Source organism: Mycobacterium sp. TKK-01-0059 (assembly GCF_000709305.1).
GTDB lineage: Bacteria > Actinomycetota > Actinomycetes > Mycobacteriales > Mycobacteriaceae > Mycobacterium > Mycobacterium intracellulare.
The window spans coordinates 3234886-3259877 of record NZ_KL446993.1; the positions used below are offsets into that span (position 1 = coordinate 3234886).

General features: G+C 67.0%; 26 protein-coding genes and 1 tRNA gene. 24 read left to right on the top strand and 3 right to left on the bottom strand.

The window, feature by feature from the left end:
- Positions 1–24: 24 nt before the first annotated feature.
- Together K883_RS15565 and K883_RS15570 are read left to right on the top strand one after the other, a co-directional pair.
- On the top strand, positions 25–555 hold the full coding sequence (locus tag K883_RS15565; protein ID WP_036454896.1) for an NUDIX domain-containing protein: 531 nt from the start codon (positions 25–27) through the stop codon (positions 553–555).
- 99 nt (positions 556–654) lie between these two features.
- Entirely contained in the window at positions 655–1125 is a 471-nt protein-coding gene (locus K883_RS15570; protein WP_051701160.1) for an Rv2253 family sensor-like surface protein, read from the top strand.
- Positions 1126–1140: 15 nt separating this feature from the next.
- Here the strand turns inward: K883_RS15570 and K883_RS15575 are convergent, their stop codons facing one another.
- Positions 1141–1824, bottom strand: a complete 684-nt coding sequence (locus tag K883_RS15575; protein WP_036454898.1) for a hypothetical protein — start codon at positions 1822–1824, stop codon at positions 1141–1143.
- Between the two features lie 175 nt (positions 1825–1999).
- Here K883_RS15575 and K883_RS15580 point away from each other — a divergent pair, with 175 nt between their 5' ends.
- Positions 2000–2323: a hypothetical protein gene (locus K883_RS15580; RefSeq protein ID WP_008254773.1), complete on the top strand. Its 324-nt coding sequence runs from the start codon at positions 2000–2002 to the stop codon at positions 2321–2323.
- Between the two features lie 35 nt (positions 2324–2358).
- Here K883_RS15580 and K883_RS15585 read toward each other — a convergent pair.
- Positions 2359–2431 (bottom strand) — tRNA-Arg (locus K883_RS15585).
- A 115-nt stretch (positions 2432–2546) separates the two neighbouring features.
- Between K883_RS15585 and argS the strand changes: the two genes are divergently transcribed.
- The 21 genes from argS (at position 2547) to K883_RS15690 (ending at position 24339) form a co-directional block, all read left to right on the top strand.
- Entirely contained in the window at positions 2547–4199 is a 1653-nt protein-coding gene (gene argS, locus K883_RS15590; protein ID WP_008254775.1) for an arginine--tRNA ligase, read from the top strand.
- On the top strand, positions 4196–5614 hold the full coding sequence (gene lysA / locus K883_RS15595; RefSeq protein ID WP_008254777.1) for a diaminopimelate decarboxylase: 1419 nt from the start codon (positions 4196–4198) through the stop codon (positions 5612–5614). The genes argS and lysA overlap by 4 nt, the downstream gene beginning before the upstream one ends.
- Positions 5615–5618: 4 nt before the next feature.
- Positions 5619–6944, top strand: coding sequence for a homoserine dehydrogenase (locus tag K883_RS15600; protein WP_009955311.1), 1326 nt, complete (start codon positions 5619–5621; stop codon positions 6942–6944).
- Entirely contained in the window at positions 6941–8023 is a 1083-nt protein-coding gene (gene thrC / locus K883_RS15605) for a threonine synthase (protein ID WP_008254781.1), read from the top strand. Before K883_RS15600 ends, thrC begins: the two co-directional genes overlap by 4 nt.
- 76 nt (positions 8024–8099) lie before the next feature.
- Entirely contained in the window at positions 8100–9047 is a 948-nt protein-coding gene (gene thrB / locus K883_RS15610; RefSeq protein WP_179945072.1) for a homoserine kinase, read from the top strand.
- Between the two features lie 267 nt (positions 9048–9314).
- The gene (rho, locus tag K883_RS15615) at positions 9315–11180 is read left to right on the top strand and encodes a transcription termination factor Rho (RefSeq protein WP_036454903.1); all 1866 of its coding nucleotides are present in this window, start codon (positions 9315–9317) and stop codon (positions 11178–11180) included.
- A 165-nt stretch (positions 11181–11345) separates the two neighbouring features.
- Positions 11346–11576, top strand: coding sequence for a 50S ribosomal protein L31 (gene rpmE, locus K883_RS15620; RefSeq protein WP_036454905.1), 231 nt, complete (start codon positions 11346–11348; stop codon positions 11574–11576).
- Between the two features lie 99 nt (positions 11577–11675).
- Positions 11676–12749: a peptide chain release factor 1 gene (prfA, locus tag K883_RS15625; protein ID WP_008254789.1), complete on the top strand. Its 1074-nt coding sequence runs from the start codon at positions 11676–11678 to the stop codon at positions 12747–12749.
- Between the two features lie 28 nt (positions 12750–12777).
- Positions 12778–13704: a peptide chain release factor N(5)-glutamine methyltransferase gene (gene prmC, locus K883_RS15630; protein ID WP_008254791.1), complete on the top strand. Its 927-nt coding sequence runs from the start codon at positions 12778–12780 to the stop codon at positions 13702–13704.
- A gap of 48 nt (positions 13705–13752) precedes the next feature.
- Positions 13753–14412 carry an L-threonylcarbamoyladenylate synthase gene (locus tag K883_RS15635; RefSeq protein ID WP_008254793.1) on the top strand — a complete coding sequence of 220 codons (660 nt, stop codon included), beginning with the start codon at positions 13753–13755 and terminating at the stop codon, positions 14410–14412.
- Positions 14413–14473: 61 nt separating this feature from the next.
- Positions 14474–15652: a UDP-N-acetylglucosamine--decaprenyl-phosphate N-acetylglucosaminephosphotransferase gene (rfe, locus tag K883_RS15640; protein ID WP_008254794.1), complete on the top strand. Its 1179-nt coding sequence runs from the start codon at positions 14474–14476 to the stop codon at positions 15650–15652.
- Positions 15653–15868: 216 nt separating this feature from the next.
- Complete coding sequence (locus K883_RS15645; RefSeq protein WP_008254797.1) at positions 15869–16363, top strand: ATP synthase subunit I; 495 nt, start codon at positions 15869–15871, stop codon at positions 16361–16363.
- Positions 16356–17114, top strand: a complete 759-nt coding sequence (gene atpB, locus K883_RS15650) for a F0F1 ATP synthase subunit A (protein WP_008254800.1) — start codon at positions 16356–16358, stop codon at positions 17112–17114. The genes K883_RS15645 and atpB overlap by 8 nt, the downstream gene beginning before the upstream one ends.
- 84 nt (positions 17115–17198) lie before the next feature.
- Entirely contained in the window at positions 17199–17447 is a 249-nt protein-coding gene (locus K883_RS15655) for a F0F1 ATP synthase subunit C (protein ID WP_024636915.1), read from the top strand.
- A 9-nt stretch (positions 17448–17456) separates the two neighbouring features.
- A complete protein-coding gene (locus tag K883_RS15660; RefSeq protein ID WP_008254811.1) occupies positions 17457–17990 on the top strand; it encodes a F0F1 ATP synthase subunit B in 534 nt (177 codons plus the stop codon).
- A gap of 6 nt (positions 17991–17996) precedes the next feature.
- Complete coding sequence (locus K883_RS15665) at positions 17997–19337, top strand: F0F1 ATP synthase subunit B/delta (RefSeq protein ID WP_008254814.1); 1341 nt, start codon at positions 17997–17999, stop codon at positions 19335–19337.
- 70 nt (positions 19338–19407) lie between these two features.
- Positions 19408–21063, top strand: coding sequence for a F0F1 ATP synthase subunit alpha (gene atpA, locus K883_RS15670; protein WP_008254816.1), 1656 nt, complete (start codon positions 19408–19410; stop codon positions 21061–21063).
- A gap of 6 nt (positions 21064–21069) precedes the next feature.
- Complete coding sequence (locus tag K883_RS15675) at positions 21070–21984, top strand: F0F1 ATP synthase subunit gamma (RefSeq protein WP_008254818.1); 915 nt, start codon at positions 21070–21072, stop codon at positions 21982–21984.
- A 28-nt stretch (positions 21985–22012) separates the two neighbouring features.
- Positions 22013–23473, top strand: coding sequence for a F0F1 ATP synthase subunit beta (atpD, locus tag K883_RS15680; protein WP_014384076.1), 1461 nt, complete (start codon positions 22013–22015; stop codon positions 23471–23473).
- A gap of 50 nt (positions 23474–23523) precedes the next feature.
- Positions 23524–23889 carry a F0F1 ATP synthase subunit epsilon gene (locus K883_RS15685; protein ID WP_008254826.1) on the top strand — a complete coding sequence of 122 codons (366 nt, stop codon included), beginning with the start codon at positions 23524–23526 and terminating at the stop codon, positions 23887–23889.
- A gap of 6 nt (positions 23890–23895) precedes the next feature.
- A complete protein-coding gene (locus tag K883_RS15690) occupies positions 23896–24339 on the top strand; it encodes a DUF2550 domain-containing protein (RefSeq protein ID WP_009955321.1) in 444 nt (147 codons plus the stop codon).
- A 30-nt stretch (positions 24340–24369) separates the two neighbouring features.
- On the opposite strand, the gene K883_RS15695 is transcribed toward K883_RS15690, so the two are convergent.
- Entirely contained in the window at positions 24370–24954 is a 585-nt protein-coding gene (locus tag K883_RS15695; protein ID WP_036454908.1) for a cob(I)yrinic acid a,c-diamide adenosyltransferase, read from the bottom strand.
- Positions 24955–24992 lie beyond the last annotated feature (38 nt).

A 24992-nucleotide genomic window follows, 5' to 3' on the forward strand; every position in this document is an offset into this window, starting at 1 on the left:
GGTGTGCACGGCAATACTGGCGGCGTGACGTTCATCGAATGCCTCGCGAGCCGCGAGATCTACCGGAATCCGTGGATGGTGCTGCGCGAGGATGACATCCGCCGCCCGGACGGCAGCACCGGCCTCTACGGCGTCGTCGACAAGCCGGGCTACGCGCTCGTGATGCCCTATGACGGGCGACGCTTCCGGTTGGTCGAGCAGTTTCGCTACCCCATCGGGGAGCGGCGTTGGGAGTTTCCCCAAGGCACCGCCCCGGACCTGGCCGACGCCGACCCGGCCGAGTTGGCCTCGCGTGAGCTGCGCGAGGAAACCGGATTGCGCGCAACGACGTTCGAGGCGCTCGGCGAGCTCGACGCGGCTCCCGGGATGACCAGTCAGCGCGGCTGGGTGTTTCTGGCCACGGGCATCATCGAGGGCGAAGCCGACCGCGAACACGAGGAACAGGACATGCGCAGCGCGTGGTTCGCCCGCGGCGAGGTGGAGCGGATGATCCGCGAGGGCGTCATCGCCGACGCGCAGTCGATCGCCGCCTACGGCTTGTTCCTGTTGCGCTGAAAACCGTGATCGTGTCCTCGCCGAGATCACACCGCGTCATCGGACGCTCACCATTGACCGATGCGACCGAGGTTTCGGGTGGTTGCGGTCCTCGCTGCTGTGACTGCCTCGGTCGCCGGCACACCCTTCGTCCGCGCCCATGCGGTGTCGCCGTCGTGGAACGGCAAGTACTCACTGGTGCGGTATGCGGCCGGCAAAACCGGCACCAGCGTCGCCGCGACGCAGGCCGAACCCACGTTCAGCGCCGACTACGTCTTCACCACCGCATGCTCGTCGGGCCGGTGTGTGGCCACCGCCACCGACGGGCCCGCGCCCAAGAATCCGACCCTGCCCCAGCCGTCGCGCTACACCTGGGACGGGGCGAAATGGGTGGAGCGCTTCGACTTTCAGTGGGATTGCTATATGGGCGAGGGCGTGCCGAAGGTGTGGGCACCCGCGCGGTCGTGGGCCTTCTACACACCGCAGGCGGACGGATCATTGCGCGGTGTCTGGCACACCGACATCAACGGCGGCCCGTGCCGCGGAACGGTCGAAATGCCGGTGGCGGCGTTTGCCGCCGGGACGGCCTGACGAAGACGGCGCCGATCAGTCCGGCGCGCTGGTCATGGAGGCGATGTAATACACCTCGTGACCGGTCGGATAGCCGCCACCGTCGGTGGCGATGTGGACGTGGTCGTAATGGTTGGCGGTCTCCGAGCCCAGGTCGGCCGTCCAATTGCCGCCGCCGACGCCCGGGTAGATCTTCTGGCGCCAGATCACGTGATTGATGCCCCAGCGTTTCGCGTTCGCCAACGCATACCCGGCGATCTGGTTGCCGAGGTCGATGCCCTCGGGGGTGTGGAAGTTCGGGATCATCACGTCGATCGCCAACCCCTTGGGATGCCACGGCAGCGGGTCCTCCCGATACCCGTAGATCGTTTTGATCTGCGGAAACAGCACTCCGATCGCGCGGGCCGCCCAGATGGTCTTGACCTGGAGCCGATCCTCGGACGCGACCCCGCGGGGCAACGCGAGCTGGAATTGCTGGCCGGCGGACGGGGCGGGTGGTGCCAGCGCGGTGAGCGCCTCCACCTCGGCGGGGCTGGCGGTGTGCGGCGGGGTGACGGGTGACGGAGCCGCCGCGGCACTGGTGGTGGGGGTCGCCGAGGGCCTCTCGACGCAGCACCGCGGCTTGGTGCCCTGCGCGTGGATCATGGCGGCCGAGACGACGAGCGACGCCGCGATCGCCAGCCATCGGCCAGCGCCCTTGGCGAACACTCTCACGCCCACGGCCAGCAGCTTAATGTCGCCTGTGACCTGTGTGGCGGTGTTTTCAGAAGACGGGCGTGCGACGCGTCGTTCGAGCGAATGTGACCGTCTGGCCTACAGCAGAAGTGGGTAAACAACGCACTAGCGCGCGGCGCAGAAGTTCGAGAGCGAGTCACCGGTCGAGAGGCGGCAGCACATGGTTCGTCACGAGGGGGGCCGATGGGACGTCGGAATCAAGGCCGCCGCGGTCTACGTCGAGCGCATCTCGGACAGCGACGAGCGCCTTTTCGAGGATTCGTTGGCCGCCGAGGAGGCGCGCGACCTGGCGGGGCTGCTGACGAAGTATGCGGACAAGCTCGACGAGGCGACGTATTCCGATAAGGCCAAGGAGTCCGGCGAGGGCGAGGAGTCTGCCAAGGCCGAGGAGTCCGACGAGTCCGACGAGTCCGAAAAGGCGGAGAAGTCAGAGGACTCCGACGGGCCAGAGGACTCCGATGAGTCGGACAAGTCGTCGGATTAAGCGCAAAAGTACCATCTGACCTGCGGTAACACCGGTGCCCCCGGCAGGATTCGAACCTGCGGCCTTCTGCTCCGGAGGCAGACGCTCTATCCCCTGAGCTACGGGGGCGCTACAACTTTGTTGTTGCACCATTGGGCTCCGACAGACTAGCGCATCCAGGCGGCCGCCCCGCCACCGCAACGGATTCGGGGCGCGGGCATGCGAGCCAATAGGATGGACGCTCGTGACCCCCGCTGACCTCGCTGAGCTGCTCAAAAACACCGCCGCCGCGGTGCTGGCCGAGCGCGGGCTGGACGCTGCCATGCTGCCGGCGACGGTGACCGTCGAGCGGCCCCGCAATCCCGAGCACGGCGATTACGCCAGCAACCTGGCGATGCAGCTGGGCAAAAAGGTCGGTGCCAACCCCCGCGAGCTCGCCGGATGGCTCGCCGAGGCACTCGCGCAGGCCGACGGCGTCGCTTCCGCGGAGGTGGCCGGACCGGGCTTCATCAACCTGCGCCTCGAGGCGTCGGCGCAGGCGGTCGTGGTCAACAACGTCATCGACGGCGGCGCTCGCTACGGCCATTCCGACGCGCTGGCCGGTCACCACATCAACCTGGAGTTCGTCTCGGCCAACCCGACCGGGCCGATCCACATCGGCGGAACCCGCTGGGCCGCGGTCGGCGACGCGCTGGGCCGGCTGCTGTCCACCCAGGGCGCCGACGTGGTGCGCGAATACTATTTCAACGACCACGGCGCCCAGATCGACCGCTTCGCCAGCTCGCTGATCGCCGCGGCCAAGGGCGAACCCACCCCGGAAGACGGCTACGCGGGCGCCTACATCAACGACATCGCCGCCCAGATCGTGCAGAAGGCCCCCGACGCGCTGAGCCTGCCCGCCCCCGAGATGCACGAGACCTTCCGCGCCATCGGCGTCGACCTGATGTTCACCCACATCAAGGAGTCGTTGCACGAATTCGGCACCGACTTCGACGTCTACACCCACGAAGACGCGATGCACACCAGCGGACGGGTCGACGAGGCCCTCGCCAAGCTGCGCGAGACCGGCAACATCTACGAGAAGGACGGCGCAACATGGTTGCGCGCCAGTGCCTTTGGTGATGACAAGGATCGCGTCGTGATCAAGAGCGACGGGAAGCCCGCCTACATCGCCGGGGACATCGCCTACTACCTGGACAAGCGGCAACGCGGCTTCGACCTGTGCATCTACATGCTCGGCGCCGACCACCACGGGTACATCGCCCGCCTCAAGGCGGTCGCCGCCGCCCTCGGCGAGGACCCGGCCACCGTCGAGGTGCTCATCGGCCAGATGGTCAACTTGGTCCGCGACGGCCAGCCGGTCCGGATGAGCAAGCGCGCCGGAACCGTGCTCACCCTCGACGATCTCGTCGAGGCGATCGGCGTCGACGCCGCCCGCTACAGCCTGATCCGGTCCTCGGTGGACACCCCGATCGACATCGACCTCGCGCTGTGGTCGTCGGCGTCCAACGAAAACCCGGTCTATTACGTGCAATACGCGCACGCCCGGCTCTCGGCGCTGGCCCGCAACGCCGCCGAACTCGGTCTCATCCCCGACACCGGGAACCTCGGGCTGCTCGACCACGACAAGGAGGGGACGCTGTTGCGCACCCTCGGCGAATTCCCGCGGGTGCTCACGACGGCGTCGTCGCTGCGCGAACCGCACCGGATCTGCCGCTACCTGGAAGACCTCGCCGGCGACTACCACCGGTTCTACGACTCCTGCCGGGTGCTGCCGCAGGGCGACGAGCAGCCCACCGATCTGCACACCGCGCGCCTGGCGCTGTGCCAGGCGACCCGCCAGGTGATCGCCAACGGCTTGGCGATACTCGGCGTCACTGCCCCGGAGCGAATGTGAACGTTCATCCCGCCGGTCCTCGGCACGCCGAAGAGACCCGCCACGCCGACAGCCCGCCGCGGCCGCAATCCGCCGAGGAGCTGCTGCTGTTGGCGCCAAACGTGTGGCCCCGCAACACGACTCGCGATGAAGGCGGAGTCGCCAGCATCGCGGGGGTAGCGGTGACCGACCTCGCCCAGGAGTACGGCACCCCGCTGTTCGTCGTCGACGAGGACGATTTCCGGTCCCGCTGCCGCGAGATCGCGTCGGCGTTCGGTGGGGGCAAGAACGTGCACTATGCCGCGAAAGCCTTTCTGTGCAGCGAGATCGCGCGCTGGATCGACGAGGAAGGCCTGTCGCTCGACGTGTGCACCGGCGGCGAGCTGGCCGTTGCGCTGCACGCCAACTTCCCGCCGGAGCGGATCACCTTCCACGGCAACAACAAGTCAGTCGCGGAATTGACCGCGGCGGTCAAAGCCGGTGTCGGCCACGTCGTTTTGGACTCGATGACCGAGATCGAGCGTCTGAATACCATTGCGGGCGAGGCGGGTATCGTCCAGGACGTCTTCGTCCGTCTCACGGTCGGTGTCGAAGCGCACACCCATGAGTTCATCTCGACCGCACACGAGGACCAGAAGTTCGGACTGTCCGTGGCCAGCGGCGCGGCGTTGGCCGCCGTCGGCCGGGTATTCGAAGCCGAACACCTGCGGGTGGTCGGTCTGCACAGCCACATCGGTTCGCAGATCTTCGACGTCGCCGGCTTCGAACTCGCCGCGCGCCGTGTCCTCGGCCTGCTGCACGAGGCCGTCGAGCAGTTCGGCGTCGACAAGACCGCGCAGATCTCGACCGTGGATCTCGGTGGCGGACTTGGTATCTCGTATCTGGCCGCGGACGACCCGCCGCCGATGGGCGAACTGGCCGCCAAGTTGAGCGCGATCGTGAAGAACGAGTCGGAGGCTGTCGGGCTGCCGACACCGCGGCTGGTCGTCGAGCCCGGACGAGCCATTGCCGGACCGGGCACCATCACCCTCTACGAGGTGGGTACCGTCAAGGACGTGGACGTCAGTGCCACGGCACACCGGCGCTACGTCAGCGTCGACGGCGGCATGAGCGACAACATCCGCACCGCCCTGTATGACGCCCAATACGACGCCAGGCTGGTCTCCCGGCTCAGCGATGCACCCGCGGAGCTGGCGCGCGTCGTCGGAAAGCATTGCGAGAGCGGCGATATCGTCGTGCGCGACACGTGGGTGCCCGGCGACCTGCATCCCGGCGACCTGATCGGGGTGGCCGCCACCGGCGCCTACTGCTATTCGTTGTCGAGTCGGTACAACATGGTCTGCCGTCCCGCCGTCGTCGCGGTGCGTGACGGGCGCGCGCGCCTGCTCCTGCGCCGCGAGACGGTCGACGATCTGCTGAGTCTGGAAGTGAGGTGAACTGGTGCCGCGTGAGGAAAAGCCGGTCGGTGTAGCGGTACTCGGGTTGGGCAACGTCGGCAGCGAAGTCGTCCGAATCATCGAGGAAAGCGCCGATGACCTCGCGGCCCGCGTCGGCGCGCCCCTGGTGCTGCGCGGCGTCGGAGTGCGCCGCGTCGCCGACGACCGTGGCGTTCCCGCCGAGCTGCTCACCGACGACATCGAAGGGCTCGCCGCGCGCGACGACGTCGACATCGTCGTGGAGCTCATGGGACCGGTCGAGCCGTCCCGCAAGGCCATCCTGTGCGCCCTCGAACACGGCAAATCGGTCGTCACGGCGAACAAGGCGCTGCTGTCCATCTCCACCGGCGAGCTGGCGCAGGCGGCCGAAAGCGCGCATGTCGACCTGTATTTCGAGGCGGCGGTGGCGGGCGCGATTCCCGTCATCCGGCCGCTCACCCAGTCGCTTGCGGGTGACACGGTGTTGCGGGTCGCGGGCATCGTCAACGGCACCACGAACTACATCCTGTCCGCGATGGACAGCACCGGCGCCGACTACGACACCGCCCTGGCCGAGGCCAGCGCGCTCGGCTACGCCGAGGCCGACCCCACCGCCGACGTCGAGGGCTACGACGCCGCCGCCAAGGCCGCGATCCTGGCGTCCATCGCGTTCCACACCCGGGTGACCGCCGACGACGTCTATCGCGAGGGCATCACCAAGGTCACGCCGGCCGACTTCGAGTCCGCCCGTGCGCTGGGCTGCACCATCAAGCTGCTGTCCATCTGCGAGCGCATCACGGACGGCGATGGCCAGGAGCGGGTCTCGGCCCGCGTCTATCCGGCTTTGGTGCCGCTGTCGCATCCGCTGGCCACGGTCAACGGGGCGTTCAACGCGGTCGTGGTCGAGGCCAAGGCCTCCGGAAGGCTGATGTTCTACGGCCAGGGCGCCGGCGGCGCGCCGACCGCGTCCGCCGTGGCCGGTGACCTGGTGATGGCCGCGCGCAACCGCGTGCTGGGCAGCCGCGGGCCGCGGGAATCCAAGTACGCCCAACTCCCCGTAGCCCCAATGGGTTTGATCTCCACGCGCTACTACGTCAGCATGAACGTGGCGGACAAGCCCGGCGTGTTGTCCTCGGTGGCAGCCGAATTCGCCAAGCGCGAGGTCAGCATCGCCGAGGTGCGCCAGGAGGGCGTCGCGGACGAAGGCGGACGACGGGTGGGGGCCCGGATCGTCGTGGTCACCCACCGCGCCACGGACGCCGCGCTGTCCGAAACCGTCGACGCACTCGCCGACCTCGATGCCGTGCAGAGCGTGACGAGCGTGCTGCGACTGGAAGGGACCACCCTATGAGCGCGCCGCGCACCGCCGTCCACCAGCCCTGGCCCGGGCTCATCGAGGCCTACCGGGACCGGTTGCCGGTGGGTGACGACTGGACCCCGGTCACCCTGCTCGAGGGCGGCACCCCGCTGATCGCGGCGACCCGCCTGTCGGAAAAGACCGGCTGCACAGTCCATCTCAAGGTCGAGGGCCTCAATCCCACCGGCTCCTTCAAAGACCGGGGGATGACGATGGCGGTCACCGATGCGGTGGCGCGCGGCCAACAGGCCGTGTTGTGCGCCTCGACCGGCAACACCTCGGCGTCGGCGGCGGCCTATGCCGCACGCGCCGGGATCACCTGCGCGGTGCTGATCCCGCAGGGCAAGATCGCGATGGGCAAGCTGGCGCAGGCGGTGATGCACGGCGCCAAGATCATCCAGATCGACGGCAACTTCGACGACTGCCTGGAACTGGCCCGGAAGATGGCCGCCGACTTCCCGACGATCTCCTTGGTCAACTCGGTCAACCCGGTGCGCATCGAGGGCCAGAAGACGGCCGCGTTCGAGATCGTCGACGCGCTCGGCGCAGCGCCGGACGTGCACGCCCTTCCGGTCGGCAACGCGGGCAACATCACCGCGTACTGGAAGGGATACACCGAGTATCACCACGAGGGCCTGATCGAAAAGCTGCCGCGGATGCTGGGCACCCAGGCGGCCGGCGCGGCCCCCCTGGTGAACGGTGCGCCGGTCAAGAACCCGGAAACGATTGCGACCGCGATCCGCATCGGCGCGCCCGCGTCGTGGACGGCCGCGGTCGACGCGCAGCGCCAATCCAACGGCCGCTTCCTGGCGGCCACCGACGAGGAGATCCTGGCCGCCTACCACCTGGTGGCCGAGTCCGAAGGTGTGTTCGTCGAACCCGCCTCGGCGGCCAGCATCGCGGGTCTGCTCAAGGCCGTCGACGACGGCTGGGTGGCCCGCGGGTCGACGGTCGTGTGCACGGTGACGGGCAACGGGCTCAAGGATCCCGACACGGCACTACGGGATATGCCCACCGTGACCGCGCTGCCGGTTGATCCGGTCCTGGTGGTCGAAAAACTGGGGCTGGCGTAGTGCGGTCACCGAGCGCGGGGCGTATGGACGAATTCCAGGCAGGCCACGTACATAGCGCCCACACTCGGCGGTCACGTTGGTGACCCCGATGCTGCCCGCCGGGCTGGTGGCCACCGCCGTGGTTTCGGCCTCCAGCGCAAACCTCGGGCCGGGCTTCGACAGCATCGGTCTGGCGTTGAGTCTGTGCGACGAAATCACCGTGGAGACAACTTCTTCCGGCTTGGTCGTCACGGTAGAGGGGGAAGGTGCCGGCCAACTGCCGGTGGACGCCGACCATCTGGTGGTGCGCGCCCTCGAGCGCGGCCTGCAAGCTGTCGGGGTCCGCGCCCCCGGGCTGGTGGTGCGGTGCCGCAACGCCATCCCGCATTCCCGCGGCCTGGGCTCGTCCGCGGCGGCGGTGGTGGGCGGGCTTGCGGCCGCGAACGGCCTTGTCGCGCAGACGGATTGGCAGACGCTCGACGACACCCAGCTGATTCAATTGTCCTCGGACTTCGAGGGTCATCCCGACAACGCGGCGGCGGCCGTGCTGGGCGGTGCGGTCGTGTCGTGGGTCGACCGCAGCGGTGATCACCCGCGGTACGCGGCGGTGCCGCTGCGGCTTCACCCCGACATCCACCTGTACTGCGCCGTTCCCGAGGTACGCTCCCTGACGGCCGAGACCCGCGTGCTGCTGCCGGCGCAGGTCAGCCATGATGACGCACGCTTCAACGTCAGCCGCACCGCGTTGCTGGTGGTCGCGCTGACCGAACGCCCGGACCTGCTCATGGCGGCCACCGAAGATGTGCTCCACCAGCCGCAGCGCGCACCGGCCATGCCCGCCTCGGCGGAATATTTGCGGCTGCTGCGGCGTCATAACGTGGCAGCGACGCTGTCCGGGGCTGGTCCATCGGTGATCGCGATGACCACGGCGGCGGGGTTGCCCCCGGAGGCGGTGGAGTACGCCGCCACAAGCGGATTTGCCCTCATCAAGATGGCTGCCGGCGAACGAGTTCGCTGGAGTCCGGGAGTCACCGTCGCGGGTTGATCAACAGCGTGGCCGGAGGGTTTGCTTGCTTCCAGCAGGGATGGGGGCTATCCTCGGAGCCGTCCAGCAATCGCAGCATCTGCATCTGCATCCATACTGCCTTGCCGCTAGGACAACACCAATTCTTCTTGTGGACGAGGTTCGCCGTTTACTCCGCCGATCCAGGCGATCACCGTTGCAGAGTCGATGATTGGGCGCACTCGGCAATTTGGCTGAATGCAACGAACCCCCCGTATGACGTGATCATTGGGGGAAGAAAGGAACTCCGTGACTGATACGGACCTGTTCACGGCTGGCGAAAACACTGACGCCAATCAACTGTCTAATGCCGTGACCACCGACACTCCCGACGCGAAGACGAGCGCTTCGGCCGGCGCCCTGTCCACCATGGTGCTGCCCGAGCTACGCGCGCTGGCTAACCAGGTCGGCGTCAAAGGGACGTCGGGAATGCGTAAGAACGAACTGATCGCCGCGATCAAAGAAGTCAGGGGACAGGCCAACGGCGTGCCCGCCAACGGCACGAAGTCCACTGAGGACAGCGGCAAGCCGGACACCAAAGACGACGACACCAAAGACACCAAGGACGACAACGGCGCTGACGCACCGGCGGCCAAGGAAGGCCAGAACGGCGCAGCCACCGAGGCGCCCCGCCGCGAACGACGCGGCGCTTCCCGCGACGCGGGATCGACCGACCGCGGCAACGAGGATGCCGATCGCGAGCGCACCGGCGGCCGAGTTGGCGGCGCCACCGGCGAGACCGACGGCCGCGAAGGCAAGCAGGACAAAGACAACCAGAACGAGAACCGCGGCCAGGGCGGCGGGAGCGAGGATCAACAGAGCTCCGGCGGCCAGCAGGGCCGTGGCGGGTCGAACCAGCAGGACGACGACGGCGAAGGACGCGGCGGCCGGCGGGGACGCCGCTTCCGCGACCGCCGGCGCCGGGGCGAGCGCTCCGGAGAGGGCGGCGACGCCGAACTGCGCGAGGACGACGTCGTTCAGCCGGTAGCCGGCATTCTTGACGTCCTCGACAATTACGCGTTCGTGCGCACTTCCGGGTACCTGGCCGGGCCCCATGACGTTTACGTGTCGATGAACATGGTGCGCAAGAACGGCCTGCGCCGCGGTGACGCCGTCACCGGCGCCGTCCGCGTGCCGAAGGAAGGCGAGCAGCCCAACCAGCGGCAGAAGTTCAATCCGCTGGTCCGCCTGGACAGCGTCAACGGCGGCTCGGTCGAGGACGCCAAGAAGCGCCCCGATTTCTCCAAGCTGACGCCGCTGTACCCCAACCAGCGTCTTCGCCTGGAAACCACGCCCGACCGGCTGACCACGCGGGTCATCGACCTGATCATGCCGATCGGGAAGGGCCAGCGTGCGCTGATCGTGTCGCCGCCCAAGGCGGGTAAGACGACGATCCTGCAGGACATCGCCAACGCGATCACCAAGAACAACCCGGAATGCCACCTCATGGTCGTGCTCGTCGACGAGCGGCCCGAGGAGGTCACCGACATGCAGCGTTCCGTCAAGGGTGAGGTCATCTCCTCGACCTTCGACCGGCCGCCGTCCGATCACACCCAGGCCGCCGAGCTGGCCATCGAGCGGGCCAAGCGGCTCGTCGAGCAGGGCAAGGACGTCGTCGTGCTGCTGGACTCGATCACCCGCCTCGGGCGCGCCTACAACAACGCCTCGCCGGCGTCGGGCCGCATCCTGTCCGGTGGTGTCGACTCCACCGCGCTGTACCCGCCCAAGCGCTTCCTGGGCGCCGCGCGCAACATCGAGGAGGGCGGCTCGCTGACCATCATCGCCACCGCGATGGTCGAGACGGGGTCCACCGGTGACACGGTCATCTTCGAGGAGTTCAAGGGCACCGGTAACGCCGAGCTCAAGCTGGACCGCAAGATCTCCGAACGCCGGGTCTTCCCCGCGGTCGACGTGAACCCCTCCGGCACCCGCAAGGACGAACTGCTGCTGTCGCCGGACGAGTTCGGCATCGTGCACAAGCTGCGCCGCGTGCTGTCGGGCCTGGATTCCCACCAGGCCATCGACCTGCTGATGTCGCAGCTGCGCAAGACGAAGACCAACTACGAGTTCCTGGTCCAGGTGTCCAAGACGACGCCTGGGATGGACAACGACTAGGGGGACCGTCGCTCCCGCTAAACCACGCACAAGACACGCCGGGCGCCAGCGCCGTAATTTAAGTTCGCGGCGACCGCCCCGGGAATGGCGAAGCCCATCCCGCTGTTTTGGGGCATGACGGTTGACCCGGCATAATCGGACGCTGAAACGATCGAAGAGGACACCATGAAAGCTGACATTCACCCCGCCTACGCGGAGACCACCGTGCTCTGCGGATGCGGCAACACCTTCCAGACGCGCAGCACCAAAGAGGGTGGCCACATCACCGTCGAGGTCTGCTCGCAGTGCCACCCCTTCTACACCGGCAAGCAGAAGATCCTGGACAGCGGTGGCCGGGTCGCCCGCTTCGAGAAGCGCTACGGCAAGCGCAAGGCCGGAGCTGCTGTCGACAAATAGCTCGGTTACCGACGCCCGAACTGTGCGTGCAGTCGCACAGGCCGGGCGTCGGTTTGCGTTTGCGGCAGTGACGGGCGACAACGGGGCAGGAGGTGTGGCATGACGAAGCCGGTACAGACCATTGACGTGCTGCTGGCCGAGCACGCCGACCTCGAGCGACGGCTGGCCGACCCCGAACTGCACAGCAACCCCGACGAGGCCCGCAAGGCCGGACGGCGCTTCGCGCGGCTGGCCCCGATCGTCGGCACCTACCGCAAGCTGATGGCCGCCCGTGACGACCTCGAGGCCGCGCGCGAACTGGCCGCCGACGACGATTCCTTCGCCGCCGAGGCGAGCGATCTGGAATCCCGGGTGGCCGAGTTGGACACCCAGCTCACCGACATGCTGGCCCCGCGCGACCCGCACGACGCCGACGACATCGTGCTCGAGGTCAAATCCGGTGAGGGCGGGGAAGAGTCGGCGCTGTTCGCCGCCGACCTGGCCCGGATGTACATTCGCTACGCCGAGCGGCACGGCTGGACCGTCACCGTGCTGGACGAAACCACCTCGGACCTCGGCGGTTACAAGGACGCGACGCTGTCCATCGCCAGCAAGGGTGATTCGGCCGACGGGGTCTGGTCGCGGATGAAGTTCGAGGGCGGGGTGCACCGGGTTCAACGCGTCCCGGTGACGGAATCCCAAGGCCGCGTTCACACTTCGGCGGCGGGTGTGCTCGTGTATCCCGAACCCGAAGAAATCGGCGAGGTGCAGATCGACGAGTCGGACCTGCGCATCGACGTCTACCGTTCGTCGGGCAAGGGCGGCCAGGGTGTCAACACCACCGACTCCGCGGTGCGGATCACGCACTTGCCCACCGGAATCGTGGTCACCTGTCAAAACGAGCGCTCGCAGCTACAGAACAAGGCGCGGGCGCTGCAGGTTCTGGCGGCGCGCCTGCAGTCCTTGGCCGAAGAACAGGCGCTGGCGGACGCGTCGGCGGACCGGGCCAGCCAGATCCGCACGGTGGACCGCAGCGAGCGCATCCGCACCTACAACTTCCCGGAGAACCGGATCGCCGACCACCGCATCAACTTCAAGTCGCACAATCTCGATCAAGTGCTCGACGGCGACCTGGATGCGTTGTTCGATGCCCTGGCCGCGGCCGACAAGCAAAGCCGGCTGCAACAAGCATGACGTCCCAGCGGCGACGCGGAGCGAAGCGATGAGGAGCGGGACACGCCAGCTCAGCCTGCGGCGCGCGATCGACGATGCGACGGCCACCCTCGCCGAAGCGGGAATCGACTCCGCGCGTTGGGATGCCGAGCAGCTGGCCGCGCACCTGGCGGGCATCGACCGCGGTCGCCTGGCGTTGCTCGAATCGCCCGGCGAGGACTTTCTCGGACGGTACCGCGACGCGGTGGCCGTCCGTTCGCGACGCGTGCCGCTGCAGCATCTGCTGGGGACGGCGGCATTCGGTCCGGTGCAGCTGCGCGTCGGCCCCGGCGTGTTCATACCCCGCCCCGAAACCGAGGCCCTGCTGGAATGGGCCCGCGCGCAACGACTTGCGCCCCGGCCGGTCATCGTCGACCTGTGCACCGGGTCCGGCGCTTTGGCGGTGGCGCTGGCCCACCACCGGGCCGAATTGGGGCAGGAGGCACGAATCGTCGCTCTCGACAACTCCGACGCCGCCCTCGAGTACGCGCGCGGTAACGCTGAGGGCACGGCGGTCGAGATCGTGCGGGCCGACGTCACCGAACCCGGTCTGCTTCCGCAACTGGACGGAAGGGTCGACCTGATCGTGGCCAACCCGCCCTATGTTCCCGAAGGCGCCGTGCTGGACCCTGAAGTCGCCCAACATGATCCCTACCAGGCGGTGTTCGGCGGGCCGGACGGTCTGGCGGTGATTGCTCCGATAGTGCGCCTCGCCGGCCGTTGGCTGCGTCCCGGGGGGCTGATCGGCATCGAGCATGACGACACCACCTCGCGCGAGACCATGGAATTGTTCGTTCGCACCGGGCTTTTCGAGGACGTCCAGGCGCGTCAGGACTTGACCGGCCGGCCGCGGTTCGTGACGGCGAGGAGGAGTGGCGCCAATGACGCGCGTCGCGACGATGCAGAGCGCAGCGATGAGGAGGAGTGGCGCCGATGACGCGCGTCGCGACGATGCAGAGCGCAGCGATGAGGAGGAGTGGCGCCAATGACCGACGTCTTTGACTGCGCCGATCCCGAGCAGCGCGCGCTCGGAATCGCCGCGGCGGCAGGAGCTCTCAAGGGCGGGCGGCTCGTGGTCATGCCGACCGACACGGTGTACGGCATCGGTGCCGACGCGTTCAACAGCGCCGCGGTCTCGGCGCTGCTCTCGGCGAAGGGGCGTGGGCGCGACATGCCGGTGGGCGTGCTGGTCGGCTCCTGGCACACCATCGAGGGGCTCGTCTACACCATGCCGGACGGCGCCCGCGACCTGATCCGCGCGTTCTGGCCGGGCGCGCTCAGCCTGGTGGTCACACAGGCGCCGTCGTTGCAGTGGGACCTCGGCGATGCCCGCGGCACCGTGATGCTGCGGATGCCGCTGCACCCGGTCGCCATCGAACTCCTGCGTGAAGTGGGACCGCTGGCGGTCTCGAGCGCCAACATCTCCGGCCGTACGGCCGCCGTGGACGCCGGTGAGGCGCGAGATCAACTCGGCGATCTCGTCGACGTCTACCTGGAAGCGGGTCCGTCCGAGCAGGGCGCCGCCTCCACGATCGTGGACCTGACCGGACCCACGCCACGCATCCTGCGGCCGGGCCCGGTCAGCGCGGAGCGCATCGCCGAAGTCCTCGGTGTCGATCCTGAGGGCCTGACCGCCGAGGCCTGACTGGAGCGGTTGTCGCGAGCTCCCAGGTTTGTGCACTACGGTCTCGTTGGTGTCCAGCGACATGACCAACCTTGCCGGTGGTTTGCTCGCCCTTTCTGACCGCGGCGCCGGTGTTCCGCTACGCGAGCTGGCGCTGGTGGGACTCACCGCGGCGATCATCACCTATTTCGCCACCGGACCGGTCCGCGTGCTGGCGACCCGGCTGGGCGCCGTCGCCTACCCTCGGGAGCGCGACGTACATGTCACACCCACCCCGCGCATGGGCGGGCTGGCGATGTTTCTCGGCGTCGTCACCGCGGTGTTCCTGGCCTCCCAGCTTCCCGCGCTCACCCGCGGGTTCGTCTACTCCACGGGCATGCCAGCGGTCCTGGTGGCCGGCGCGGTCATCATGGGGATCGGGCTGATCGACGACCGGTGGGGCCTGGACGCCCTGACCAAGTTCGCCGGCCAGATCACCGCGGCCAGCGTGCTGGTCACCATGGGTGTGGCCTGGAGCGTCCTGTACATCCCCATGGGCGGGGTCGGCACCATCGTGCTCGACCAGGCGTCGTCGATCCTGCTGACGCTGGCGCTCACCGTATCGGTGGTCAACGCGATGAACTTCGTCGACGGGCTCGACGGTCTGGCCGCCGGGCTGGGCCTGATCACCGCGTTGGCGATCTGCATGTTCTCGGTCGGGCTGCTCCGCGACCACGGCGGCGACGTCCTCTTCTATCCGCCGGCGGTGATCTCGGTGGTGCTCGCGGGGGCGTGTCTGGGCTTTCTGCCGCACAACTTTCATCGCGCCAAGATCTTCATGGGCGACTCCGGCTCGATGCTGATCGGCTTGATGCTGGCCGCCGCCTCCACGACGGCGGCCGGCCCCGTTTCGCAAAACGCCTACGGCGCCCGCGACGTGTTCGCCCTGCTGTCACCGTTCCTGCTGGTCGCGGCCGTCATCTTCGTGCCGATGCTCGATTTGCTGCTGGCGATCGTGCGCCGCACCCGCGCGGGCCGCAGCGCGTTCAGCCCCGACAAGATGCATCTGCATCACCGGTTGCTGCAGATCGGCCATTCCCACCGCCGCGTGGTGTTGCTGATTTATCTGTGGGTCGGCATCGTCGCGTTCGGCGCGGCGAGCACGATCTTTTTCCGCCCCCGCGACACCGCCGCGGTGATGCTGGGCGCCATCGTGGTCGCCGGCGTCGCGACGGCGATCCCGCTCTTGCGCCGGGGTGACGACTACTACGACGAGGGGTAGTAGTAGGGGCGTGTTGTGTGGTACGGTCCAGGTAGAACCCCAAAAAGCCGCACAGGCGACCGGCCCCTCGGAGGCTCATCCGATCGGGCTGGTTCAAGACCGGCCTCGGGAGATACCCCTTGGGTGATTCAACTGTGACGTGCGATACGCTCGGCGGACCACCGATCAGTCGGTCGAGGGGTTCCCGTTTCACCAACCTGGGATTGAGGTGCTGCAGTGACGACACCAGCGCAGGACGCGCCGTTGGTGTTTCCCTCTGTTGCTTTCCGTCCGGTTCGGCTCTTCGCGATCAGCATTGCCATCACGGCGGTGGCGGTGCTCGCAGCCGGGCTGTCCGGTCACCTGATGGTTGGCGTCTTCTTCGGGATCGGGCTGCTGCTGGGTTTGCTCAATGCGGTACTGGTGCGTCGCTCCGTTGAGTCGATCACCGCGAAGGATCACCCGCTGAAAAGGTCGATGGCCGTCAACTCGGCGTCTCGGCTGGCCATCATCACCGTCATCGGGCTGATCATCGCCTACGTCTTCCGGCCCGCCGGCCTGGGCGTGGTGTTCGGATTGGCGCTTTTCCAGATCCTCTTGGTGGCATCGACGGCGCTGCCGGTGTGGAAGAAGCTGCGCGCCGGCGACTGGGTGGAATCCGCGGACGGTGCCGGAGGCGGCGTCAACGCAGGATCGGAAGGTACGGAAGGAAGGAACACCACCGATGCCTGAGACGACGTTCCTGGCCGAAGGTGCGATCGAGGTCGGCGAACACAACCACGCCACCTGGCTCGGCATGACCGTCAACACCGACACCATCATGTCGACGGGGATCGCCGCGCTGATCGTGCTCGCGCTGGCCTTCTTCCTGCGGGCGAAGATCACCTCGACCGGTGTCCCCAGCGGTGTTCAGTTGTTCTGGGAAGCCATCACGGTCCAGATGCGCGACCAGATCGAGAGCGCGGTCGGCATGCGGATCGCGCCGTTCGTGTTGCCGCTGGCCGTCACCATCTTTGTGTTCATCCTGATCTCCAACTGGCTGTCGGTGCTCCCGCTGCAGTACACCGACGCCTCCGGGCACACCACCGAGCTGCTGAAGTCGGCGGCGGCGGACATCAATTACGTTCTGGCGCTGGCCCTTTTCGTCTTTGTCTGCTACCACGTGGCCGGCATCTGGCGCCGCGGCGTCGTCGGACACCCCCTCGCCGTGCTCAAGGGCCACGTGGCGTTCCTGGCGCCGATCAACGTCGTCGAGGAGCTGGCCAAGCCAATCTCGTTGTCGCTGCGACTTTTCGGCAACATCTTCGCCGGCGGCATCCTGGTCGCGCTGATCGCGCTGTTCCCGCCGTACATCATGTGGGCGCCCAACGCGATCTGGAAGGCCTTCGACCTGTTCGTCGGGGCGATCCAGGCCTTCATCTTCTCGATTCTGACCATCTTGTACTTCAGTCAAGCCATGGAGATCGAGGATCACCATGACTAAAGCCACCATGAATTGTTTTGTCCCACGCACCATTACAGAGGCCTGGTAGACCCCTACCAGATATCAAGGAGGATAAGAATGGCTCTGGACCCCCAAGTCGCTGCCGCTGCACTCATCGGCGGTGGACTCATCATGGGCGGCGGCGCGATCGGTGCCGGTATCGGTGACGGTATCGCCGGTAACGCGCTGGTTTCCGGGATCGCCCGGCAGCCCGAGGCGCAAGGTCGGCTGTTCACGCCGTTCTTCATCACCGTCGGTCTGGTTGAGGCGGCCTACTTCATCAACCTGGCCTTCATGGCGCTGTTCGTCTTCGCAACACCCGTCGGCACCTAGTTCGCTGTGATGGGTGACGCGAGCCTGAGCGTTCTGGCGTCCGGCCAGGTGGTGGCAGAGGGAGGCAACAACTTCCTCGTTCCCAACGGCACCTTCTTCTTCGTGCTGGCCATCTTCCTGATCGTGCTGGCCGTCATCGGCACGTTCGTCGTGCCGCCGGTCATGAAGGTGTTGCGCGAACGCGACGCCATGGTTGCCAAGACGGCCGCCGACACCAAGAAGGCGGCCGAGCAGTTCGAGGCCGCCCAGGCCGATTACGAAGAAGCCATGACCGAAGCCCGAGTGCAGGCGTCGTCGTTACGCGACAACGCGCGCGCCGAGGGCCGTAAGGTCGTGGAAGAGGCGCGGGCCCGGGCCGAGCAAGAGGTGTCCTCGACGTTGCAGCTGGCCGCCCAGCAACTGAAGCGGGAAAGGGACGCCGTGGAACTGGATCTGCGTGCCAACGTGGCGTCCATGGCGGCGACGTTGGCCAGTCGCATCCTCGGCGTCGACGTCGCCCCCGCTGCAGCGACCACATCCGCAACCAAGACATCCGGACGGTAATTACGTATGTCGACTTTCATCGGCCAGTTGGTGGGCTTTGCGGCCATCGTGTTCCTGGTGGTGCGTTATGTCGTGCCGCCGGTGCGTCGGTTGATGGCCGCGCGGCAGGCCACGGTGCGCCAGCAATTGAAGGACGCGGCCGCGGCGAGCGATCGGTTGACCGAGTCGACCACCGCCCACAGCAAGGCCGTGGAGGACGCCAAGGCAGAGTCGAAACGCGTTGTCGAAGAGGCGGAGTCGGACTCCAAGCGCATCACCGAGCAGTTGTCGGCCCAGGCCGGTGTCGAGGCGGAACGCATCAAGTCGCAGGGCGGCCGCCAGGTCGACCTGCTGCGTACCCAGCTGAGTCGTCAGCTGCGCCTGGAACTCGGTCACGAAGCGGTGCGCCAGGCCGGCGAGCTGGTGCGTAACTTCGTCGCCGACTCCGCACAGCAATCGGCCACCGTGGATCGATTCCTCGACGACCTCGACGCGATGGCGCCCGCCTCGGCGGATGTCCAGTATCCGCTGATGACCAAGATGCGCTCGTCGAGCCGTGTCGCGCTGACCAACCTCTCGGAGTGGTTCAGCACCATCACCAAAGACCTTGACAACAAGGGACTTTCCACCCTGTCCGGCGAACTCGTCTCCGTGGCGCAGATGCTGGACCGCGAAATCGTTGTCACCCGGTACCTCACCGTGCCCGCCGAGGACGCGGAACCCAGGACCCGGTTGATCGAGCGGTTGCTCGCCGGCCAGGTCGGCGACGCTACCCTCGACGTTCTGCGCTCGGCCGTATCGGAGCGCTGGTCGGCCAGTTCCGACCTCATCGACGCCCTCGAGCATGTCTCGCGGCAGGCGCTGCTCGAAGTCGCCGAACGTGAGGACAAGGTCGACGAGATCGAGGAACAACTGTTCCGGTTCTCGCGCATCCTGGACGCGCAACCACGACTGGCGATCTTGTTGGGCGACTACGCCGTTCCGGTGGAAGGCCGAGTTGCGTTGCTGCGCAAGGTGCTCGACAGCGCGAGCACCAAGGTTCATCCGATCGCGGCCGCGCTGCTGACCCAGACGGTCGAGTTGCTCAGGGGCCAGCCGGCCGAGGAGGCCATCCAGTTCCTCGCAGAGGTCGCGGTGGCGCGCCGCGGCGAAGTCGTCGCGCAGGTCAGCGCCGCGGCCGACCTGAGCGACGCCCAGCGCACCCGCCTGACCGAGGTGCTCAGCCGCATCTATGGTCACCCGGTGGCGGTGCAGCTGCAGATCGACAGCGAACTGCTGGGCGGGCTGCTCATCTCGGTGGCCGATGAAGTGATCGACGGAACGCTCGCGTCCCGTCTGACCGCGGCCGAGGCGCAGTTGCCCGACTGACCACCCCAGACCAACCACAAATCCATCCCGACGCACGCGTTACGAAGATCAAGTAGGAAGACGAAAAGCCATGGCCGAGTTGACAATCTCCGCTGGTGACATTCAGAGCGCCATCGAGGAGTACGTAGGCTCTTTCACCTCCGACACCGCCCGCGAAGAGGTCGGTACCGTCGTCGACGCCGGTGACGGCATCGCCCACGTCGAAGGCCTGCCGTCCGTGATGACCCAGGAACTTCTCGAGTTCCCCGGCGGCGTGCTCGGCGTCGCGCTCAACCTCGACGAGCACAACGTCGGCGCGGTGATCCTGGGTGACTTCGAGAAGATCGAAGAGGGCCAGCAGGTCAAGCGCACCGGCGAGGTCCTCTCGGTCCCCGTCGGCGACGCGTTCCTGGGCCGCGTGGTCAACCCGCTGGGCCAGCCGATCGACGGTCAGGGCGACATCGAAACCGACGTCCGGCGCGCCCTGGAGATCCAGGCGCCCTCGGTGGTTCAGCGGCAAAGCGTGAAAGAGCCCCTGCAGACCGGGATCAAGGCCATCGACGCGATGACGCCGATCGGCCGCGGCCAGCGCCAGCTGATCATCGGCGACCGCAAGACCGGCAAGACCGCCGTCTGCGTCGACACCATCCTCAACCAACGGCAGAACTGGGAGTCCGGCGACGAGCGCAAGCAGGTGCGCTGCGTCTACGTGGCCATCGGCCAGAAGGGCACCACGATCGCCTCGGTCCGGCGCGCGCTCGAAGAGGGTGGTGCGATGGACTACACCACCATCGTCGCGGCGCCGGCGTCCGACTCGGCCGGGTTCAAATGGCTTGCGCCCTACACCGGTTCGGCGATCGCCCAGCACTGGATGTACGACGGCAAGCACGTGCTGATCGTCTTCGACGACCTGAGCAAGCAGGCCGAGGCATACCGCGCGATCTCGCTGCTGCTGCGCCGCCCGCCCGGCCGCGAGGCCTACCCGGGTGACGTCTTCTACCTGCACTCAAGGCTTTTGGAGCGTTGCGCCAAGCTTTCCGACGAACTCGGTGGCGGCTCGCTGACCGGTCTGCCGATCATCGAGACCAAGGCCAACGACATTTCGGCCTACATCCCCACCAACGTCATCTCGATCACCGACGGGCAGTGCTTCCTCGAGTCCGACCTGTTCAACCAGGGTGTGCGGCCGGCCATCAACGTCGGTGTCTCGGTGTCCCGCGTGGGCGGCGCCGCCCAGATCAAGGCGATGAAGGAAGTGGCGGGCTCGCTGCGTTTGGACCTCTCGCAATTCCGCGAATTGGAATCGTTCGCGGCCTTCGCCTCCGACCTCGACGCGACGTCGAAGGCCCAGCTGGACCGTGGCGCGCGGCTGGTGGAGCTGCTCAAGCAGCCCCAGTACCAGCCCATGCCCGTCGAGGAGCAGGTGATCTCGATCTTCCTCGGCACCGGTGGCCACCTGGACTCGGTGCCCGTTGAGGACGTCCGGCGCTTCGAAACCGAATTGCTGGACCACATCCGGGCCTCCGAAGAGAAACTCCTGTCGGGGATCCGCGACACCCAGAAGCTCTCCGACGAGGCGGCCGAAGAACTCGAGAAGGTCATCAACAACTTCAAGAAGGGCTTCGCCGCCACCGGTGGTGGATCGGTGGTGCCCGACGAGCACGTCGAGGCGCTCGATGAGGGCGAGCTCGAAAAGGAATCGGTGAAGGTCACCAAGCCCGCACCCAAGAAGAAGGCAAAGAAGTAGCAACCTATGGCTGCCACACTTCGTGAATTGCGCGGACGCATCCGCTCGGCCGGGTCGATCAAAAAGATCACCAAGGCCCAGGAGCTGATCGCGACGTCGCGGATCGGTCGCGCTCAGGCGCGGCTGGACGCCGCCAGACCGTACGCCTTCCAGATCACCGCGATGCTCACCACGCTGGCCGCCGAGGCCGCCCTCGACCACCCGTTGCTCGTCGAGCGGCCCGAACCGAAGCGGGCGGGCGTGCTGGTGGTGACGTCGGACCGAGGTCTGTGCGGTGCCTACAACGCGAGCATCTTCCGCCGCGCCGAGGAGCTCTTCTCCTTGCTGCGGGAACAAGGCAAGACGCCGGTGCTGTACGCCGTCGGCCGTAAAGCGCTGAATTACTACAAGTTCCGCAACTGGGACATCAGCGGCTCCTGGACCGGCTTCTCCGAGCAGCCGCAGTACGAGAACGCCGCCGAGATCGGCGAGACGCTGGTCAACGCGTTCATGCTGGGCACCGGCGACGAGGACGAAGGCCAGTCCGACGTCGAGGGCGTCGACGAGTTGCACATCGTCTACAGCGAGTTCAAGTCGATGTTGTCGCAGGCGGCGGTCGCACACCGGATCGCCCCCATGGTGGTCGAATATGTCGAGGAACCGCCCGAAGTGCGAACGTTGTATTCGTTCGAGCCGGATGCGACAACGCTTTTCGAGTCGCTGTTGCCGCGGTACCTGACCACCCGTGTTTACGAGGCGCTGCTCGAATCGGCGGCATCGGAGCTGGCCTCGCGCCAACGCGCGATGAAGTCGGCCACCGACAACGCAGACGACCTCATCAAGGCCCTGACGCTGATGGCGAACCGCGAGCGGCAGGCCCAGATCACCCAGGAGATTAGCGAAATCGTCGGTGGCGCAAACGCGCTCGCCGACGCCCGCTAGGTAGCACCACTAGGAAGCGAAAGAAATTATGCCTGCTACGACAGCAACCGACGAGAAGTCCACGAAGTCGGCCAAGAGCGACACCAGCGGCCGGGTGGTAAGGGTCACCGGGCCCGTCGTCGACGTCGAGTTCCCCCGCGGTTCCGTGCCGGAACTGTTCAACGCGCTCAACGCGGAGATCACGTTCGAGGAACTGGCGAAGACCCTCACGCTCGAGGTCGCCCAGCACCTCGGGGACAACCTGGTGCGCACCATCTCGCTGCAGCCCACCGACGGCCTGGTGCGTGGGGTCGAGGTGACCGACACGGGTCGTTCCATCTCGGTGCCCGTCGGCCAGGAGGTCAAGGGCCACGTCTTCAACGTCCTGGGGCACTGCCTCGACAAGCCGGGCTACGGAGAAGAGCTCGAGCACTGGTCGATTCACCGCAAGCCACCGCCGTTCGAAGAGCTCGAGCCTCGCACCGAGATGCTCGAAACCGGCCTCAAGGTCGTCGACCTGCTCACCCCGTACGTGCGTGGTGGCAAGATCGCGCTGTTCGGTGGTGCGGGTGTCGGCAAGACGGTGCTCATCCAGGAGATGATCAACCGCATCGCCCGTAACTTCGGTGGTACGTCGGTGTTCGCCGGGGTGGGGGAGCGCACCCGCGAGGGCAACGACCTCTGGGTCGAACTGCAAGAGGCCGACGTGCTCAAGGACACCGCGCTGGTGTTCGGTCAGATGGACGAGCCGCCCGGTACCCGTATGCGAGTGGCGCTTTCCGCGCTGACCATGGCCGAGTGGTTCCGTGACGAGGCCGGCCAGGACGTGTTGTTGTTCATCGACAACATCTTCCGGTTCACCCAGGCCGGTTCGGAGGTGTCGACGCTGCTCGGTCGTATGCCCTCGGCGGTCGGCTACCAGCCCACGCTGGCCGACGAGATGGGGGAGCTGCAGGAGCGCATCACCTCGACGCGGGGCAAGTCGATTACGTCCATGCAGGCGGTCTACGTGCCCGCCGACGACTACACCGACCCGGCGCCGGCGACGACCTTCGCGCATCTGGATGCCACCACCGAGCTGTCGCGTTCGGTGTTCTCCAAGGGCATCTTCCCCGCAGTGGACCCGCTGGCCTCGAGCTCGACCATCCTCGACCCGAGCGTCGTCGGTGACGAGCACTACCGCGTGGCCCAGGAAGTCATCCGAATCCTGCAGCGGTACAAGGACCTTCAGGACATCATCGCGATCCTCGGTATCGACGAGCTGTCCGAAGAGGACAAGCAGCTGGTGCAGCGGGCGCGGCGCATCGAGCGGTTCCTGTCGCAGAACATGATGGCGGCCGAGCAGTTCACCGGTCAGCCGGGTTCGACGGTTCCGCTGAAGGAGACCATCGAGGCGTTCGACCGCGTGACCAAGGGCGAGTTCGACCACGTGCCCGAGCAGGCCTTCTTCTTGATCGGTGGCCTGGACGACCTGGCCAAGAAGGCAGAGAGCCTTGGCGCCAAGCTCTAACTTGCACCCGGGCCGAAACGGGCTCGCACGCTATCGAAGGGGTCTGTGGCATGGCCGAATTGAACGTTGAGATCGTCGCCGTCGACCGAAAGATCTGGTCGGGTGCGGCAACGTTTCTGTTCACCCGCACCACCGTCGGTGAGATCGGCATCATGCCGCGGCACATCCCGTTGGTAGCGCAATTGGTCGACGACGCAATGGTGCGCGTCGAACGAGAGGGCGACGACGATCTCCGGGTCGCGGTGGATGGCGGATTCTTGTCGGTCACCGAGGAGACGGTGACCATCCTGGCCGAATCCGCCGAGTTCGAGTCGGAGATCGACGAGAGCGCCGCGAGAGAGGCTTCTGAGTCGGACGATCCGCGTATCGCCGCCAGGGGGCGCGCCAGATTGCGCGCCGTCGGCGCGATCGACTAAGCGCCGATGAGCGCGCCCATGACCGCCATGGTCGTGCTCGTCGTCGTGCTGGCGGCCGCCGTCGTTGCGTTGAGTTATCGGCTGTGGAAGCTGCGCCAGGGCGGCACGGCGGGGATCATGCGCGACGTTCCCGCGGTGGGCGGTCACGGCTGGCGGCATGGTGTAATCCGTTACCGCGGCGGCGAAGCCGCGTTCTACCGGCTCTCCAGCCTGCGACTGTGGCCGGACCGGCGGCTGAGCCGGCGAGGCGTTGAGATCGTGGCCCGGCGCGCGCCGCGTGGCGACGAATTCGACATCATGACCGACGAGATCGTCGTCATCGAACTGCGCGACACGACCCAGGACCGCAGGTCTGGCTACGAGATCGCCTTCGACAAGGGTGCGCTGACCGCGTTCCTGTCGTGGCTGGAGTCGCGCCCGTCGCCGCGTTCCCGCCGGCGCAGCATCTAGCCCGCATCACCGAACGTCCTGCGGTGCCGGCTAACTTGTGGGGGCTTGCCCGCCGCCCGGCTTCCACAGCACATCGCCGTCCGGGTTGGCCACGCGCGACAGGATGAAGAGCAGATCCGACAGGCGGTTCAGGTATTTCGCGGGCAGGACGTTGACCTGCTGCGGGGCGGCGTCGACCGCCGCCCACGCCGAGCGCTCGGCTCGGCGCACCACGGTGCGCGCCACGTGCAAGTACGCCGACAGCGGCGAACCGCCCGGCAGCACAAAGGAATTCAGCTTCGGCAACGACTCGTTATATGTGTCACACCACTTTTCGAGCCGGTCGATGTAGGGCTGGGTGACCCGCAAGGGCGGGTACTCGGGGTTTTCCACCACAGGGGTGGACAGGTCCGCGCCGGCGTCGAAGAGGTCATTTTGGATCTGGCGTAACACGGCCTTGAGCTCGTCGTCGGGCTGACCGACGGCGACGGCGACGCCGATCGCCGAGTTGGCCTCATCGCAGTCGGCGTAGGCCACCAGGCGGGGGTCGGTTTTCGGGACCCGGGAGAAGTCACTCAATCCCGTGGTGCCGTCGTCGCCGGTCCGCGTGTAGATGCGGGTCAGGTGCACTGCCATGAGCAAAACGGTACTGCGGCGCGTGTAGGGGCCAAGAC